The 16,220-nt window shown below is 63.4% G+C and carries 17 protein-coding genes; 8 read left to right on the forward strand and 9 right to left on the reverse strand.

The window, feature by feature from the left end; translation table 11 throughout:
* Positions 1–225: 225 nt before the first annotated feature.
* The 6 genes from QN085_RS18820 to QN085_RS18845 form a co-directional block, all read right to left on the reverse strand.
* Complete coding sequence (locus QN085_RS18820; protein WP_161551429.1) at positions 226–1,644, reverse strand: amino acid permease; 1,419 nt, start codon at positions 1,642–1,644, stop codon at positions 226–228.
* Between the two features lie 725 nt (positions 1,645–2,369).
* Positions 2,370–3,437 (reverse strand): 23S rRNA pseudouridine(2605) synthase RluB, encoded by a 1,068-nt coding sequence (gene rluB, locus QN085_RS18825; RefSeq protein WP_013973666.1) that lies wholly within the window; start codon positions 3,435–3,437, stop codon positions 2,370–2,372.
* Positions 3,438–3,711: 274 nt separating this feature from the next.
* Complete coding sequence (scpB, locus tag QN085_RS18830) at positions 3,712–4,482, reverse strand: SMC-Scp complex subunit ScpB (protein WP_013973667.1); 771 nt, start codon at positions 4,480–4,482, stop codon at positions 3,712–3,714.
* The gene (locus QN085_RS18835; protein WP_023661026.1) at positions 4,469–5,323 is read right to left on the reverse strand and encodes a segregation and condensation protein A; all 855 of its coding nucleotides are present in this window, start codon (positions 5,321–5,323) and stop codon (positions 4,469–4,471) included. The genes scpB and QN085_RS18835 overlap by 14 nt, the downstream gene beginning before the upstream one ends.
* The gene (locus tag QN085_RS18840) at positions 5,320–5,949 is read right to left on the reverse strand and encodes an L-threonylcarbamoyladenylate synthase (RefSeq protein ID WP_038408376.1); all 630 of its coding nucleotides are present in this window, start codon (positions 5,947–5,949) and stop codon (positions 5,320–5,322) included. Before QN085_RS18840 ends, QN085_RS18835 begins: the two co-directional genes overlap by 4 nt.
* A 13-nt stretch (positions 5,950–5,962) precedes the next feature.
* The gene (locus tag QN085_RS18845; RefSeq protein WP_023661025.1) at positions 5,963–6,823 is read right to left on the reverse strand and encodes a PHP domain-containing protein; all 861 of its coding nucleotides are present in this window, start codon (positions 6,821–6,823) and stop codon (positions 5,963–5,965) included.
* Positions 6,824–6,890: 67 nt separating this feature from the next.
* On the opposite strand from QN085_RS18845, the gene QN085_RS18850 reads away from it, so the two are divergent.
* The 5 genes from QN085_RS18850 to QN085_RS18870 all read left to right on the forward strand — a co-directional run bounded on the left by QN085_RS18850 (position 6,891) and on the right by QN085_RS18870 (position 10,586).
* Positions 6,891–7,484 carry a septation protein A gene (locus QN085_RS18850; protein ID WP_003259096.1) on the forward strand — a complete coding sequence of 198 codons (594 nt, stop codon included), beginning with the start codon at positions 6,891–6,893 and terminating at the stop codon, positions 7,482–7,484.
* A 1-nt stretch (position 7,485) separates the two neighbouring features.
* A complete protein-coding gene (locus QN085_RS18855; protein ID WP_013973672.1) occupies positions 7,486–7,785 on the forward strand; it encodes a YciI family protein in 300 nt (99 codons plus the stop codon).
* Positions 7,786–7,989: 204 nt separating this feature from the next.
* Entirely contained in the window at positions 7,990–8,667 is a 678-nt protein-coding gene (locus tag QN085_RS18860; protein WP_013973673.1) for a response regulator transcription factor, read from the forward strand.
* Between the two features lie 101 nt (positions 8,668–8,768).
* Positions 8,769–9,185 carry a Spy/CpxP family protein refolding chaperone gene (locus QN085_RS18865; protein ID WP_013973674.1) on the forward strand — a complete coding sequence of 139 codons (417 nt, stop codon included), beginning with the start codon at positions 8,769–8,771 and terminating at the stop codon, positions 9,183–9,185.
* 60 nt (positions 9,186–9,245) lie between these two features.
* Positions 9,246–10,586 carry a sensor histidine kinase gene (locus QN085_RS18870; RefSeq protein WP_031324419.1) on the forward strand — a complete coding sequence of 447 codons (1,341 nt, stop codon included), beginning with the start codon at positions 9,246–9,248 and terminating at the stop codon, positions 10,584–10,586.
* A 148-nt stretch (positions 10,587–10,734) separates the two neighbouring features.
* Here the strand turns inward: QN085_RS18870 and QN085_RS18875 are convergent, their stop codons facing one another.
* Positions 10,735–11,292 carry a nitroreductase family protein gene (locus QN085_RS18875; RefSeq protein ID WP_013973676.1) on the reverse strand — a complete coding sequence of 186 codons (558 nt, stop codon included), beginning with the start codon at positions 11,290–11,292 and terminating at the stop codon, positions 10,735–10,737.
* Positions 11,293–11,394: 102 nt separating this feature from the next.
* On the opposite strand from QN085_RS18875, the gene QN085_RS18880 reads away from it, so the two are divergent.
* Positions 11,395–12,849 (forward strand): TrkH family potassium uptake protein, encoded by a 1,455-nt coding sequence (locus QN085_RS18880; protein ID WP_013973677.1) that lies wholly within the window; start codon positions 11,395–11,397, stop codon positions 12,847–12,849.
* On the opposite strand, the gene QN085_RS18885 is transcribed toward QN085_RS18880, so the two are convergent.
* Complete coding sequence (locus QN085_RS18885) at positions 12,806–13,867, reverse strand: AraC family transcriptional regulator (RefSeq protein WP_023662138.1); 1,062 nt, start codon at positions 13,865–13,867, stop codon at positions 12,806–12,808. The genes QN085_RS18880 and QN085_RS18885 overlap by 44 nt on opposite strands.
* Positions 13,868–14,020: 153 nt before the next feature.
* Between QN085_RS18885 and QN085_RS18890 the strand changes: the two genes are divergently transcribed.
* The gene (locus QN085_RS18890) at positions 14,021–14,332 is read left to right on the forward strand and encodes an Mpo1-like protein (RefSeq protein ID WP_013973679.1); all 312 of its coding nucleotides are present in this window, start codon (positions 14,021–14,023) and stop codon (positions 14,330–14,332) included.
* Positions 14,333–14,372: 40 nt separating this feature from the next.
* On the opposite strand, the gene QN085_RS18895 is transcribed toward QN085_RS18890, so the two are convergent.
* Positions 14,373–15,185, reverse strand: a complete 813-nt coding sequence (locus QN085_RS18895) for a UDP-2,3-diacylglucosamine diphosphatase (protein ID WP_013973680.1) — start codon at positions 15,183–15,185, stop codon at positions 14,373–14,375.
* A gap of 131 nt (positions 15,186–15,316) precedes the next feature.
* On the opposite strand from QN085_RS18895, the gene QN085_RS18900 reads away from it, so the two are divergent.
* Complete coding sequence (locus QN085_RS18900) at positions 15,317–16,090, forward strand: helix-turn-helix transcriptional regulator (protein ID WP_013973681.1); 774 nt, start codon at positions 15,317–15,319, stop codon at positions 16,088–16,090.
* The last annotated feature ends 130 nt before the right edge of the window (positions 16,091–16,220 follow it).

Here is a 16,220-nt window from a genome sequence, read left to right on the forward strand (position 1 = left end):
TCGTCGCTTGCAAACGATGCATTCTTTATCGGCGCTTTGGTGGAAGGGGTGGGGCGATGTCTCCCACGGTCTGTACTGCTGTGAACAGTCAGAATCGGGCATTTAGTCCCACCACCCCTTCAAGTCTAACCATACAAGCGGGTTTACCCGCGAAGGGGCCGGTACAGGCAACAAAAAACCCGAAGCCAGTCACCCGGCTTCGGGTTTTTCTATCGCCGCAGCGCCTTACTTGGCCACGCTACCAGCAGCCCCAAGGGCCTGCGCCTTGCGACGCGGCTTGACCATGTAGACCACGAACATGGCAAACAGCCACACCGGGATCGCATACACGGAAACCTGGATACCCGGGATCATCGCCATGATGCCCAGGATCAGCACCACGAACGCCAGGCAGATGTAGTTGCCATAGGGGTACCACAGCGCCTTGAACAGCGGCTTCTGGCCAGTGCGGTCCAGGTGCTGGCGGAACTTCAGGTGCGAGTAACTGATCATCGCCCAGTTGATCACCAGGGTAGCCACCACCAGCGACATCAGCAGTTCCAGGGCGTTTTGCGGCATCAGGTAGTTGAGCAGCACCGCGATCAGCGTCACGCCTGCCGACGCCAGGATCGAGCGCACCGGCACACCGCGGCTGTCGACCTTGGCCAGCGACGCCGGAGCGTCACCTTGTTCGGCCATGCCCAGCAGCATGCGGGCGTTGCAGTAGGTGCCACTGTTGTACACCGACAGCGCTGCAGTCAGGACCACGAAGTTCAGCAGGTGCGCGGCCACGTCACTGCCCAGCAGCGAGAACACCTGCACGAACGGGCTGCTGCCATAGCTGCCACCGGAGGCATCGATACTGGCTACCAGGTTGTCCCATGGGGTCAGCGACAGCAGCACCACCAGGGCACCAACATAGAAGATCAGGATACGGTAGATGACCTGGTTGATTGCCTTGGGGATCACGGTCTTCGGCTTGTCGGCCTCGGCAGCGGTGAAGCCAAGCATTTCCAGGCCACCGAAGGAGAACATGATGAACGCCAGGGCCATCACCAGCCCGCTGACACCGTTCGGGAAGAAGCCACCGTGCGACCACAGGTTGGCCACGGTTGCCTCGGGGCCGCCGCTGCCGCTGGTCAGCAGGTAGGCACCCAGGCCGATCATGCTGACGATGGCCACCACCTTGATGATGGCAAACCAGAATTCGGCCTCACCGAAGAACTTCACGTTCATCAGGTTGATGGCGTTGATCAGCACGAAGAACGCTGCCGCCGTAACCCAGGTGGGGATCTCCGGCCACCAGTAGTGGACATACTTGCCGACCGCCGAAAGCTCCGACATGCCCACCAGGATGTACAGCACCCAGCAGTTCCAGCCCGACAGGAAGCCGGCGAAACCACCCCAGTAGGTGTGGGCGAAATGGCTGAACGAGCCGGCCACCGGCTCTTCGACGATCATTTCGCCGAGCTGGCGCATGATCATGAAGGCGATGAAGCCGCAGATGGCGTAGCCAAGGATCATCGACGGGCCAGCGGATTTCATCACGCCTGCCGAGCCGAGGAACAGGCCGGTACCAATCGCACCACCGAGGGCGATCAACTGGATATGGCGGTTCTTCAGGCCCCGCTTGAGCTCGCCTGAATGCATGTTTTGTCCACTCATGAACGAAGTCACCTGCATTGTTTTTATCTGTGACGGAATCGGACCCACCGCGCTCGTGGCGCAGCGGAATGGGCAAGGTGGTTACCTTGGGTTTCCTGACCTCAGGTGCCGCCGGAGCGGGTCAACCAGGCGTGATCAAGAGTGCGCGGTACGCAAAGGAGTCACAGGTAAAACGCGGCGCACTGTATACCCCTGCAAACGCGCAGGCGTCAACGCGTTGCATCCTTTCCTCGGGAAAAAACGCAGCGATCCTGTGGTGTGGGCCTTGAAAGGCGAAGTGATCGGCGTACATGGCGCCTCCATTTGTTGTTTTGTCAGCCCGGCTCTGTGGACAGGCTTTTGCACACGGCAATGGCGGCTATAACACCGTGGGGCGGGGCTTTGGGCAAGGGTGGGCGGGGCTTTGTCGGCTGTTTTGACGGTGAGCCGGCGGCAAGGTTTGTTTACACGATTCGACCTAATCTGAAATCCGGGCTGAAACCGACCACATTCGTACAATTTTCTTTACAAGGTGGTTCAGGAACTTGCCAGTCGTCCGAAAAATTCTTTTTGTTCAATATCTTGGGGCCGCTTTGCGGCCCTTTCGCGACACAAGGCCGCTCCCACAGGTGACGCGTTTTCTGTGGGAGCGGCCTTGTGTCGCGATGGGCTGCGCAGCAGCCCCAAATTCTCACAGCCATAAAAAACCAGCCCGAAGGCTGGTTCTGTTTCAACGCAAAGGCCAATCAGCCACGCGGTTTGCCGCGGCCACGCCCTGCCGGCTTGTCACCTTCAGGCTTGGCCGGACGCTTGCGCATCTCGCTCGGGCGTTCGGCCACGGTGCTGCCACGGCCGGTCTTGCGCGGGGCCTCTTCACGCGCCTGGCGCGCCGGGCGTTCGCCGGCAGCAGCACCTTCGTGGGCCGGGCGCAGGCTGCGCACGCGCTCGCCACGGCCCAGCGGGCGGGTCGATTTGCGCTGCAGGCGCTCCATCTTGTCCTTGGCCTTGAGCTTCATGGCTGGCAGCGCCACCGGCTGCAGGCCTACCTCTGCGGCGAGGATGTCGATTTCGCCCTGGGTCATTTCACGCCAGCGGCCCATCGGCAGGTCGGAGTTGAGGAACACCGGGCCGAAACGCACGCGCTTCAGGCGGCTGACCACCATGCCCTGGGACTCCCACAGGCGACGCACTTCACGGTTACGGCCTTCCATCACCACGCAGTGGTACCAGTGGTTGAAGCCTTCGCCACCGGGTGCCTTCTGGATGTCGGTGAACTTGGCAGGGCCATCTTCCAGCATCACGCCGGCCTTCAGGCGCTCGATCATCTCGTCGTCGACCTCACCACGCACACGTACCGCGTACTCACGGTCCATCTCGTAGGACGGGTGCATCAGGCGGTTGGCCAGTTCACCGTCGGTGGTGAACAGCAGCAGGCCGGTGGTGTTGATGTCGAGGCGGCCGATGTTGATCCAGCGGCCTTCTTTCGGCCGTGGCAGGCGGTCGAACACGGTCGGGCGGCCTTCCGGGTCGTCACGGGTGCAGATCTCGCCATCGGGCTTGTTGTACATGATCACCCGGCGGGTGGCCTCGGCGGCCTCTTCGCGCTTGATCAGTTTGCCATCCACGGCAATGGCGTCGTGCAGGTCGACGCGCTGGCCGAGGGTGGCCTCGACGCCGTTGACCTTGATGCGGCCCTGGCTGATCCAGGCCTCGACGTCACGGCGCGAGCCAACGCCAATGCGCGCCAGCACTTTCTGCAGCTTTTCGCCGGATGGAGGGGTGATCTCGGTATCTTGCAGGTCTTGCTCACTCATCTGGGCACCTCCCGGTGTAGGAATGAAATAAGGGTTCTGGCGACGAACGCGCCAAAAGGCCGCGCATCATACGCGGTTCGGCGGGGGAACGCACTGGAGGGTAGAGGGTTTTGTGGGCTTTGCGAGGGGTTTCTGCCTAATGGTTATGTATTGGCAGTACCGGCCTCTTCGCGGGTAAACCCGCTCCCACAGGTACCGCATCACTCTCAGGGCCTGTGATATCCCTGTGGGAGCGGGTTTACCCGCGAAAGGGCCAGTACAGACAACAGAAGATTCAAGGCTGCACCTTGCCCTCTTCTTCAACAGCAGCCTCAGGCTCTTCCTCGCGCAAATCATCGAAATCGGTCTTCAGCCCCTCTTCCATCGCATCCAGCTCCACCAGCAGGCTACGGAAGCTGGTCTCCTCCTTCGGCTCGGCAACCTCTTCCTCTTCCCCAAGGCTGGCATCCGCCAATGCCTGCAGGTGCGCCGGCACTGGCGCATCATCCGGGTCGAGCAGCGGCTCCGGCTCCATCTCCCGCAGCTCGGCCAAGGCTGGCAGTTCGTCCAGGCTCTTGAGGTTGAAATGGTCGAGAAACCCCTTGGTGGTGGCGAACATCGCCGGCCGCCCGGGCACTTCGCGGTAGCCGACCACGCGGATCCACTCGCGCTCCATCAGGGTCTTGATGATGTTGCTGTTCACCGCCACGCCCCGCACATCCTCGATTTCGCCACGGGTGATGGGCTGGCGGTAGGCGATCAGGGCCAGGGTTTCCAGCAGCGCGCGCGAGTAGCGCTGCGGGCGCTCTTCCCACAGGCGCCCGACCCACGGCGCAAAGTCCTCGCGAATCTGCAGGCGGTAACCGCTGGCCACCTCCTTGAGCTCGAAGGCGCGGCCGTTGCACGACTTGCCCAGCAGCTCCAGCGCCTGCCTGAAGACCTTGGGCTCCGGTCGCTCGGCTTCCTCGAACAGTTCGTACAGACGCTCCAGGGATTGCGGCTTGCCCGAAGCCAGCAGGAAAGCTTCGATCAGCGACGCCAGGTCGCGGGGTTCATTCAGGTTCATCAGGGTCTTCAACAAGCGCCGGGCGAAGCCGCACGTGGATGGCGGCGAAGGGTTCATTCTGCACCAGTTCGATCAGCGATTCCTTCACCAGCTCGAGAATCGCCATGAAGGTCACCACCACGCCCAGCTTGCCCTCCTCGGCGGCGAACAGCTCGACGAACGGCACGAAACCGCCGCCCTTCAGGCGTTCCAGCACCTGGCTCATGCGCTCGCGGGTGGACAAGGTCTCGCGGGTGATCTGATGGCTTTCGAACAGGTCGTTGCGGCGCATCACCTCGGCCATCGACACCAGCAGCTCTTCCAGGCTGACCTGGGGCAATACCTTGCGCACCTTGGCCTGTGGCGCCTCCAGGCGCGGCACCACCACCTCGCGGCCGACCCGTGGCAATTCATCGATACCTTCGGCGGCAGCCTTGAAGCGCTCGTACTCCTGCAGCCGGCGAATCAGTTCGGCGCGCGGGTCACCCTCCTCCTCCTCGACCTCGGCCGAGCGCGGCAGCAACATGCGCGACTTGATCTCGGCGAGCATGGCAGCCATCACCAGGTATTCGGCGGCCAGTTCCAGGCGCACGCTCTTCATCAGCTCCACGTAGCCCATGTACTGGCGGGTGATTTCCGCCACCGGGATGTCGAGGATGTCGATGTTCTGCTTGCGGATCAGGTACAGCAACAGGTCCAGCGGGCCTTCGAAGGCTTCGAGGATGATTTCCAGGGCGTCCGGCGGGATATACAGGTCCAGTGGCAGCTCGGTCAGTGCTTCCCCATAAACCAGGGCCAGCTGCAGCTGCCGAGGCGTTTCGGCCTGTTCGGCCGGTGCCTCGGGCGTTTCCACCTGGCTCACGCGTTGACCAGGAACGGCGTGGGGTCGCCGCAGCCTTCACGGACCAGTTCCGGTTCATCGCCGGACAGGTCGATGATGGTCGATGCCTTGAGGTCACCGAAACCGCCGTCGATCACTAGGTCGACATGGTGCTCCAGGCGCTCGCGGATCTCGTAAGGGTCGGTCATCGGCTCGGTGTCGCCTGGCAGGATCAGGCTCACACTCATCAACGGCTCGCCCAGTTCGGCCAGCAGGGCCAGGGTAATGGCATGGGCCGGCACCCGTAGCCCGATGGTGCGCCGTTTATCGTGCAACAGCAGGCGCGGCACTTCGCGCGTGCCGTTGAGGATGAACGTGTAAGGCCCCGGCACATGTGCCTTGAGCAGCCGGAAGGTGCCGGTGTCGACCTTGGCGTACAACCCCAGCTGCGACATGTCGCAGCACATCAGGGTGAAGTTGTGCGTCTTGTCCAGCCCGCGCAGGCGCCGCACCCGTTCGATGGCCGCCTTGTCACCCATCTGGCAACCCAGTGCATAGGCCGAATCCGTCGGGTACACCACCACACCGCCCTTGCGGATAATCTCGACAGCCTGCTTGATCAGGCGCTGCTGCGGGTTCTCCGGATGAATCTGGAAAAATTGGCTCACGTAGTCGTCCTGTTCATACCGCCAAAGGCTGTTCATGGCTGAATCGGCGCCACAGAGGTGGCAGGTCCTCGGGCAAAGGCCGGTAGGCACCGATCTCGCCCCAGGTGCCGGGGCCGTGGAAGTCACTGCCAGCGCTTGCCAGCAGGCCGAACTCACGGGTAAGGATGGACATGGTGCCCACCTGCTCGGCAGGCATCATCCCGTTGACCACTTCAAGCGCCTGCCCGCCTGCCTGAATATAGTCGGCAATCAGCCTTCTGCGCTTGCTGCGGGTCAGATCGTAGTGCATGGGATGCGCCAGGCTCACCCATGCATTGGACTGGCGCAAAGTGGCGACGGTTTCATCGAGGGTCGGCCAGTGCTGCTTGACGTCCCCCAGCTTGCCGGCGCCAAGCCATTTGCGAAACGCCTCGCCGCGATCCTTGACGTGCCCGGCACGCACCAGGTACTCGGCAAAATGCGGGCGCGCCGGGGCGTTGCCGCTATCGCCCAGTTCGTGCTGCACGGCGCGAGCGCCGTCGAGGGTACCGGGCATGCCCTTGGCCGCCAGCCGTTTGTCGATTTCTTCGGCGCGCAGCCAGCGGCCACGGTGCAGCGCTTCGATCGCCGCCAGCAGGGGCGGTGCGTCGAGCGGGAAGTCATAGCCCAGCACATGGATGGTCGCGCCACCCCAGGTGCACGACAGCTCCACCCCGCTGACCCAGTGCATGCCCTTGTCGCGGCACGCCTGGCGCGCCTCGGGCAGGCCTTCGATGGTGTCATGGTCGGTCAGTGCCAGCGTTTGCACCCCATGCTCATGGGCCCGGGCGACCAGTATCGAGGGCGACAGGGCGCCGTCGGAGGCCGTGCTGTGACAGTGCAGATCAACATTCATGGAGGAGCGCTTTCGCTGGAATCGATGTTTGTTATTATGCCGTCACATCCCGATTCTGGCTGCCATTGTGAAACAATTCATCGATTTCATCCCGCTGCTGCTGTTCTTCATCGTCTACAAGCTCGACCCGCGCCCCATGGAAGTCGCCGGCCACAGCTTCGAATTCGGCGGCATCTACAGTGCCACGGCCATGCTGATCATCAGCTCGCTGGTGGTCTACGGCGCGCTGTTCCTGCGCCAGCGCAAGCTGGAAAAGGGCCAGTGGCTCACCCTGGTGGCCTGCCTGGTGTTCGGCGGCCTGACCCTGACCTTCCACAGCGAAACCTTCCTCAAGTGGAAGGCACCGGTGGTGAACTGGCTGTTCGCCCTGGGCTTCGCCGGTAGCCACTTCATCGGCGACCGGGTGCTGATCAAGCGCATCATGGGCCACGCCCTGAGCCTGCCCGATGCCATCTGGACCCGCCTGAACCTGGCCTGGATCGGCTTCTTCCTGTTCTGTGGCGCGGCCAACCTGTTCGTCGCCTTCACCTTCCAGGACTTCTGGGTCGACTTCAAGGTGTTCGGCAGCCTGGGCATGACCGTGATGTTCCTGGTAGCGCAGGGCGTGTACCTGTCGCGCCACCTGCACGACGACCCTTCTACCTCCAAACCCAAGGATTGACATGCTCTACGCCATCATCGCCAGCGACGTCGCAAACTCCCTGGAAAAGCGCCTGGCTGCCCGCCCGGCGCACATCGAACGCCTGCAGCAACTGAAGGCCGAGGGCCGCGTGGTACTGGCCGGCCCGCACCCGGCCATCGACAGCAACGACCCGGGCGAAGCGGGTTTCAGCGGTAGCCTGATCGTTGCCGAGTTCGACTCCCTCGCCGCGGCGCAAGCCTGGGCCGATGCCGACCCTTACATTGCCGCGGGCGTGTACGAAAAGGTGGCGGTCAAGCCGTTCAAGCAAGTGCTGCCTTGATCTGAGACCGCATGGGCTTCTTCGCGGGTAAACCCGCTCCTACAGGCGCAGTGCAAGCTTGAAGCCTGCGCCGTCCCTGTGGGAGCGGGTTTACCCGCGAAGAAGGCCACGCGGTACCGGCAGTTATACTGTTGCCATCAGTCTGCGGTATCTTTGCCACTGGCGGGCCGAATAGTCGCCGTCAATGGTTGAATTGAGTGAGTCATGAGCGAGCTGTTACTGATAGATGATGACCAGGAGCTGTGCGAGCTGCTCGGCAGCTGGCTGACCCAGGAAGGGTTTACCGTGCGCGCCTGCCACGATGGCCAGAGCGCACGCCAGGCCTTGGCCACACATGCCCCGGCGGCCGTGGTGCTGGACGTGATGCTGCCCGACGGCAGTGGCCTGGAACTGCTCAAGCAGTTACGCAGCGAGCATGCCGAACTGCCGGTACTGATGCTCTCGGCCCGCGGCGAGCCGCTGGACCGTATCCTTGGCTTGGAACTGGGCGCCGACGACTACCTGGCCAAACCTTGCGACCCGCGTGAACTCACCGCTCGCCTGCGTGCCGTGCTGCGCCGCAGCCACCCCACCGCCACCACCAGCCAGGTGGAGCTGGGCGACCTGGTCTATAGCCCTGCCCGTGGCGTGGCCAGCATCGATGGCCGTGAAATGACCCTGACCCTGTCCGAAAGCCGCATTCTCGAAGCGCTGCTGCGCCAACCCGGCGAGCCGCTGGACAAGCAGGAACTGGCGCAGATCAGCCTGGGCCGCAAGCTGACCCTGTACGACCGCAGCCTGGACATGCACGTCAGCAACCTGCGCAAGAAGATCGGCCCCCACGCCGATGGCCGGCCACGCATCGTCGCCCTGCGCAGCCGTGGCTATTACTACTGCCTCTGAACATCTTTACCGAGCCTTTACCATCCGCTGACCGCGCTTGACGGTGATCTCCCTAGACTGTGCTCATCCGGTAACCACCGGCCCATGAAAGGAGAGACACCATGCGCAAGACCCTTATCGCCCTGATGTTCGCCGCCGCCCTGCCGACCGTGGCCATGGCCATGCCTGAAGGCGGCATGCGCCACGATGGCCCACATCATCGCGGTGATGCGCCTTTCCACCAGCTGGACCTGAGCCGTGACCAGCGCCAGCAGATCGGCAAGCTGATGGGCGAGCAGATGAAACAGCGCCGCGACATTACCGAGCGCTACCTGTCCAAACTGCCGGCCGCCGACCAGAAGGCGATGAAGGACGAACTGCAGGCCAACCGCGACAAGACCGACAGCGCGGTCCGCGCCCTGCTCAAGCCCGAGCAGCAGAAGAAGTTCGACGAACTGCAGAAGGAACGCGCCGCACAGAAAGCCGAGTGGCAGGAGTTCCAGGCCTGGAAAGCTGAAAAAGGCAACAAGGCCCAGTAAGCTGTCCGCCCGATGCCCGGCCCGCCTCAGTGCGAGCCGGGCTTTTCTTGTTAGCAGGAGGTGCACTTGCGTTCACTGTTCTGGCGCATCCTGGCCAGTTTCTGGCTGGCCATCACCCTGGTTGCGGGCCTGTCAATCCTGCTGGGCCACATGCTCAACCAGGACGCCTGGATCCTCAGCCGCCACCCGGGCCTGAATACCCTGGCCAGCAAGTGGGCCAAGCATTACGAACAGGAAGGCCTGGCTTCGGCACAGCATTTTTTGGAACGGCGCAAGGACCGCTACAAGATCGACGTGCAGGTGCTCGACGACAGTGGCGAAGCCGTGGTGCCCGGCACCTTCCCGCGCCGTGCGGCGGCCTTCGAGGCACGCCAGCACAATGACCAGCGGCGCCTGCCGTGGCGCCGGTTGACCGAGGAATACACCAGCCCCGACACCGGCCAGACGTACCTGCTGATCTACCGCATCCCCCACCCGGCGCTGGATGCCTGGCACCGCGAAAGCCTGCTGTGGCCGCTCAGTGCGCTGGGCATTGCCCTGGTGGTGCTGACCCTGTTCAGCCTGCTGGTGACCCTGTCCATTACCCGCCCGCTCAGCCGTCTGCGCAGCGCCGTGCACGACCTGGGCCAGACCACTTACCAGCAGAACAGCCTGGCGCAGCTGGCGGCGCGACGTGACGAATTCGGCGTACTGGCCAAGGACTTCAACAAGATGGGCGCGCGCCTGCAAAGCACCATCGGCAGCCAGCGCCAGTTGCTGCGCGATGTGTCCCATGAATTGCGTTCACCGCTGGCCAGGCTGCGTATCGCCCTGGCCTTGGCCGAGCGCGCCGAGCCTGAGCAACGTGAAGCGCTGTGGCCACGCCTGACCCGCGAATGCGACCGCCTGGAAGACCTGATCAGCGAAATTCTCGCCCTGGCACGGGTCGATGCCGAACAGGCCCATGCCGAGCCGGTGGACCTTAACGCCCTGCTCGGCAGCGTGCGCAAGGATGCCCAGCTCAGCGCACCGGAGCAGGATGTGCGCCTGGAGGCTCAGCCGGGGTTGACCTTGCAAGGTTGGCCAACGCTGATCGAGCGTGCCGTGGACAACCTGCTGCGCAACGCCCTGCGCTTCAACCCGCAGGGCCAGCCGATCGAAGTCAGCGCCGTGCGCGAGCAGGACCGTATCCTGATCAGCGTGCGTGACCATGGGCCGGGGGCGGCGTCGGAGCACCTTGCACAGTTGGGGGAACCGTTCTTCCGTGCGCCGGGGCAGGAAGCGCCGGGGCATGGGCTGGGGTTGGCGATTGCACGCAAGGCGGCGGAGCGCCATGGTGGCAGCCTGGTACTGGAGAACCATCCACAGGGGGGCTTCGTGGCGCGGCTGGAGTTGCCTGTGACTGAAGCGACAGGCAGTTGATTTGATGTAAATGCATCCGGCCTCTTCGCGGGTAAACCCGCTCCCACAGGTAACCGTGCAAGGCCTGAAACTTGCGCCACACCTGTGGGAGCGGGTTTACCCGCGAAAGGGCCGGATGCCTTGATACTGCAATCAGCTCAAGGCTGCGTTACTCGCCCCAGGCACTGACGAAATCAGCAGTTTCCAGAATCGGCGCGGTGCGCGGCTCGGTCAGCGGCGTACCCACATACAGGTAACCGATCAGCTCCTCGTTCGCGGCCAGCCCCAGGCCCTTGTGCACATGGGCATCGAAAGCCATGTCCCCGGTGCGCCATACCGCACCGATACCTTGCGCATGCGCCGCAATCAGGATGCCGTGCGCGGCACAGCCCGCCGCCAGCCGCTGTTCGGACTTGGGCACCTTGAAGTGGTCCTGCAGCTTGGCAATCACCACGATCAGCAACGGCGCCCGCAGGGGCATGGCGCGGGCCTTGTCCAGGGCTGCCTGGGTGGCATCCCCCTTGTGCTGCAGCGCTTCGGCGAACAGCTCACCCAGCTTCTCGCGGCCCTGGCCTTCGATGGTGAGAAAGCGCCACGGCCGCAGCTGGCCGTGGTCCGGGGCGCGCAGGGCGGCCTGGAACAGCGCCTCGCGCTGGGCGGCATTGGGCGCCGGGTCGGTCAGGCGTGGCACGGAAACACGGTTGAGCAATGCGTCGAGAGCCTCCATCGGCTACCCTCCTGGCAGGTAAATGTGCGGCCATTCTAGCGTTTACATCACCAGACCCATAGGTAGAATGGCGCCCTTCCGTTTAGAGTCAGAGCAGATCACATGGCGTTGCCGACCTTAAGGATCATTGGTTTCATCATCGGCATCTTCCTGATTACCCTCGCCGTCAGCATGGCCGTGCCCATGGCGACCCTGGTGATCTTCGAACGCACCCGTGACATGCCGTCGTTCCTCTGGTCGAGCCTGATCACCTTCATTGCCGGCCTGGCCCTGGTGCTTCAGGGTCGCCCCGAGCATGTGCACCTGCGCCCGCGCGACATGTACCTGCTGACCGTCAGCAGCTGGCTGGTGGTGTGCGTGTTCGCCGCCCTGCCTTTCCTGCTGACCCAGCACATCAGCTACACCGACGCCTTCTTCGAAAGCATGTCGGGCATCACCGCCACCGGCGCCACGGTGCTCAGCGGGCTGGACAACATGTCACCGGGCATCCTGATGTGGCGGTCGATGCTGCACTGGCTCGGCGGCATCGGCTTCATCGGCATGGCGGTAGCGATCCTGCCGCTGCTGCGCATCGGTGGCATGCGCCTGTTCCAGACCGAATCGTCCGACCGTTCGGAGAAGGTAATGCCGCGCTCGCACATGGTCGCCAAGTCGATCGTGGGGGTATACGTCGGCTTCTCGATCCTGGGCGCGCTGGGCTTCTGGTGGGCCGGCATGAGCCCGTTCGATGCGATCAACCACGCCATGTCGGCGATTTCCACTGGCGGGTTTTCCACCTCCGACCAGTCGCTTGCCAAGTGGGATATCCCGGCCGTGCACTGGGTCGCGGTGGTGGTAATGATCCTCGGCAGCCTGCCCTTCACCCTTTACGTGGCGACCCTGCGCGGCAACCGCAAGGCACTGATCCGCGACCAGCAGGTGCAGGGTTTGCTGGGCATGCTGGTGGTTACCTGGCTGGTGCTCGGCACCTGGTACTGGGCCACCACCAACCTGCACTGGCTCGACGCCCTGCGCCACGTGGCGCTGAACGTGACCTCGGTGGTCACCACCACCGGCTTCGCCCTGGGTGACTACAGCCTGTGGGGCAACTTCTCGCTGATGCTGTTCTTTTACCTGGGCTTCGTCGGCGGCTGCTCCGGCTCGACGGCTGGTGGTATCAAGATCTTCCGCTTCCAGGTCGCCTACATCCTGCTCAAGGCCAGCCTCAATCAGCTGATCCACCCACGCGCGGTGATCAAGCAGAAGTACAACGGCCACCGCCTCGACGAAGAAATCGTGCGCTCGATCCTGACCTTCTCGTTCTTCTTCGCCATCACCATCTGCGTCATGGCGCTGCTGCTGTCTTTGCTTGGTGTGGACTGGATGACCGCCCTGACCGGCGCTGCGGGTACGGTTTCGGGTGTGGGGCCGGGCCTGGGTGAAGTGATCGGCCCATCGGGCAACTACGCCACGCTGCCGGATGCTGCCAAGTGGATTCTCGCCAGCGGCATGTTGCTCGGCCGATTGGAAATCATCACCGTGCTAGTGTTGTGCATGCCGGCGTTCTGGCGCCACTGACCACCTCGGGCTCGGCGCCCAGGCGGGCGCGGTACTCGCTGGGCGTGACATGGAACCAGCGGCGAAACGCACGGTAGAAATTGCTGGGGTCGGCAAAACCCAGCAGGTAGGCGGTTTCCAGCAGGGTCATGCCCGGCTGCGCCAGGTACTGTTCGGCCAGTTCGCGGCGGGTGTCGTCAAGCAAGGTCTGGAAGCTGGTGCCCTCCTCCTGCAGCCGCCGCTGCAAGGTGCGCTGCGACAGGTGCAGGGCCTGGGCCAGGGTTTCGCGCTTGGGCTCGCCCTGCGGCAGGATGCGGCACAATACCTGGCGCACCCGGTGGGTGACCCGGCTTTCCGAGAAACGCGCCAGGTATTCGCCGGCAAAACGGTCATGCAGTATCGCCATGGCTTCATTGGCGGTGGGCAGCGGTGCCTCCATGTCGGCGCGCTCGAACACCAACGCATCGTGCGGCGCACCGAACACCAGCGGCGAATGGAACGCCACCTTGTAGGGTTCGATATTCTTTGGCTGCGGCCCCTGTACCAGCACCCGGCGCGGTTGCACCGGCCGACCGCTGAGCCAGCTGCACAGCGCCAGCGCACAGGCCAGCGATGCTTCGGCGCTGTGCCGGGTCGGTGGCAGGTGGTCGCCGTGTACGGTCAGGATCAGCGAATAGCCCTCGGGGCCGAGGACGAAGCTGAGGTCGGAGCTTTCGGCAATGATGCGCTGGTAACGCACCAGGCGCTCGAAGCCTTCGGCCAGGGTGCGGCTGGACATCAACGCATAACCCACCACATGGAACGATGCCGGGCGCACCACCCGCGCCATGTTCAGGCCTATGGCCTCGTTGCCCGACAGCTCTACCGCCAGTTGCCACAGCCGGGTCATGGAGTCCTGGGGGAAGCGCGCGTCGGGGTCGTCGAGGGCAGCGAAATCCAGCCCCAGCTGCTTGAACATGGCCCGGCAGTCCAGCCCTTCCAGTTCGAGTGCCTTCACGATCCCTGATGCCCAGCTGGCTGACGTGGTTCTTTCGCTCATGACAGGCTTCTTATGCTGACCGCTCCTGCGGTGAACCCCAAGGATATTCAATTGGCGCCTATTGTCACTGATAGGCTTCGCCAGTCACTCTAGACTCGAATCAGGCTCCACGCCGTGCATCTTGTCCAGAAGTGTTAATCCCGGAGCACAGCCATGAACCGCACAGCGCAGTTTCGCAGTTTTGCCGAGTTCTATCCTTACTACCTGGGGGAACACAGCAACCCCACCTGCCGCCGCCTGCACTTCGTCGGCACCAGCCTGGTGATTGCCCTGCTGGCCTACACCATCGGCAGTGGCAAATGGTTGCTGCTGCTGGCCTTGCCGGTATTCGGCTACGGCTTTGCCTGGGTCGGGCATTTCTTTTTCGAAAGGAACCGACCTGCGACCTTTACCCATCCGCTGTACAGCCTGATCGGGGATTTCGTGATGTTCAGGGATATCCTTCTGGGCAAGATCAGCCTGTAGATCTTTTGGGGCTGCTTTGCAGCCCCTGGGCTATCAAGCCCTACGCCGGTTCGCGCAACGCCGCTGCTGCCTTCACCTCTCGCGCCTGTGCTTCCGCCAGCCGATAAAGCTCGATCGTGCCATCCCAATGCTCGATCAGCGCCGTGCACGACTCCACCCAATCCCCGCAATTGAGGTACTCCACCTCCCCCACCTGGCGAATCTCGGCATGGTGGATATGCCCGCACACCACCCCATGAAAACCGCGGCGGGTGCACTCGTGGGCAATGGCATCTTCGAAGTCGCTGATGAAGTTCACCGCGCCTTTGACCTTGTGCTTCAGGTACGCCGACAGCGACCAATAGCCGTATCCATAGCGGGCACGCCAGTGGTTGAGCCAGCGGTTGAGCACCAGGGTGAACTCGTAGGCACGGTCACCGAGGAACGCCAGCCAGCGGTGGTAGCGGGTAATCACGTCGAACTGGTCGCCATGGATCACCAGCAGGCGGCGGCCATCGGCGGTCAGGTGCTCGGCCTCGTCCACCAGCTGGATGTTGCCGAGGATCAGCCTGGAGTAACGGCGCAGGAATTCGTCATGGTTGCCGGTGACGTAGATCACTTCGGTGCCACGCTTGCTCATGGTCAGCAGGCGGCGAATCACGTTGGTGTGGGCTTGAGGCCAGTAGATACCACCGCGCAGCTTCCAGCCATCGATGATATCGCCCACCAGGTAGATACGGTCGGCCTGGTAGCCCTTGAGGAACTGCGACAGGTGTTCGGCCTGGCAGTCGCGGGTGCCCAGATGCACATCGGAAATCCACAGAGTACGCACGCGTTGCTTGCGCGAGGGACGTGACAGTTCGGCATGGGTCATGGGCAGGCTCCGGCGCAGTTTGCTGGAGACTGGCAGGCGCGGATGACAGATCGGTGGCAAAACCGTTACGAGTGATGGACCGCGGGGAATGAGGCACAATGCGCCTCTGCCCTGCGAGGACGCCTCTCCCCATGACCGCCGGCCCGATCCTCTCGCTGCGCCATTACCGCGACAGCCTGATCGCCCACAGCCACGAACACCCACAACTGGTGTTCGGCCTGCGCGGTCGCCTGGACTTCGAGGTGCAGGGGCATGGCGCAGGGATCGATCGACAGGGGTTGATCGTGGTACCGGCGGGCGCCCATCACACCTGCGCCAGCGATGGCGGCAGCGATTGCCTGGTGCTGGATGTACCAGGGGACCATTGGTTGCGCGAGCAACTGGGCGAACATGCAGATGCCAGCCGCCGCCTGCTCGACCGCCCCGCCGCACTGGGCCTGGATGAGCGCCAGCAACAGTTGGTGGACTGGCTGGCGACCAGCCCCATGCACGACCCGCTGATTGCCCGACAAGGGGCAGCGCTGCTGCTGGCCAGCCTCAACCCCACGGCGGCCGCCAGCGTCACAACCAGCCAGCGCCTGCCCTATGCCGCCTTCGATGCACATATCGAGCGGCATGCCGCCTACCCGCTGCAAGTGGCTGACCTGGCGCGCATCGCCGGGTTGTCCAGTGCCCGCCTGCATGCGCGCTTTACTGCGGAATGCGGGATGACGCCGATGGACTACATTCGCCAGCGGCGCTTGCTCAAGGCGCGACGGCTGGTGATGCAGACCTTGCTACCGATGGGAGAGATTGCGGCGCAGGTGGGGTACAGCTCGCAGAGTGCGTTTTCGGCGGCGATGTTGCGGGCGTTCGGGTGTACGCCGTTGGCTTTGCGGCGAGAGTCTGGCGACAAACCACACTAGCCTTGCGACAGAATGCATTCTCCTGAGCCTATACACTTGGCCTGTGCCGGCCCTTTCGCGGGTAAACCCGCTCCCACAGGTACTGCGCAGGCTTCGAAAGCGGTGCAGTAGCTGTGGGAGCGGGTTTACC

Origin of the sequence: Pseudomonas sp. M2(2023) (assembly GCF_030263955.1) — a bacterium.
Taxonomy (GTDB): domain Bacteria; phylum Pseudomonadota; class Gammaproteobacteria; order Pseudomonadales; family Pseudomonadaceae; genus Aquipseudomonas; species Aquipseudomonas asiatica.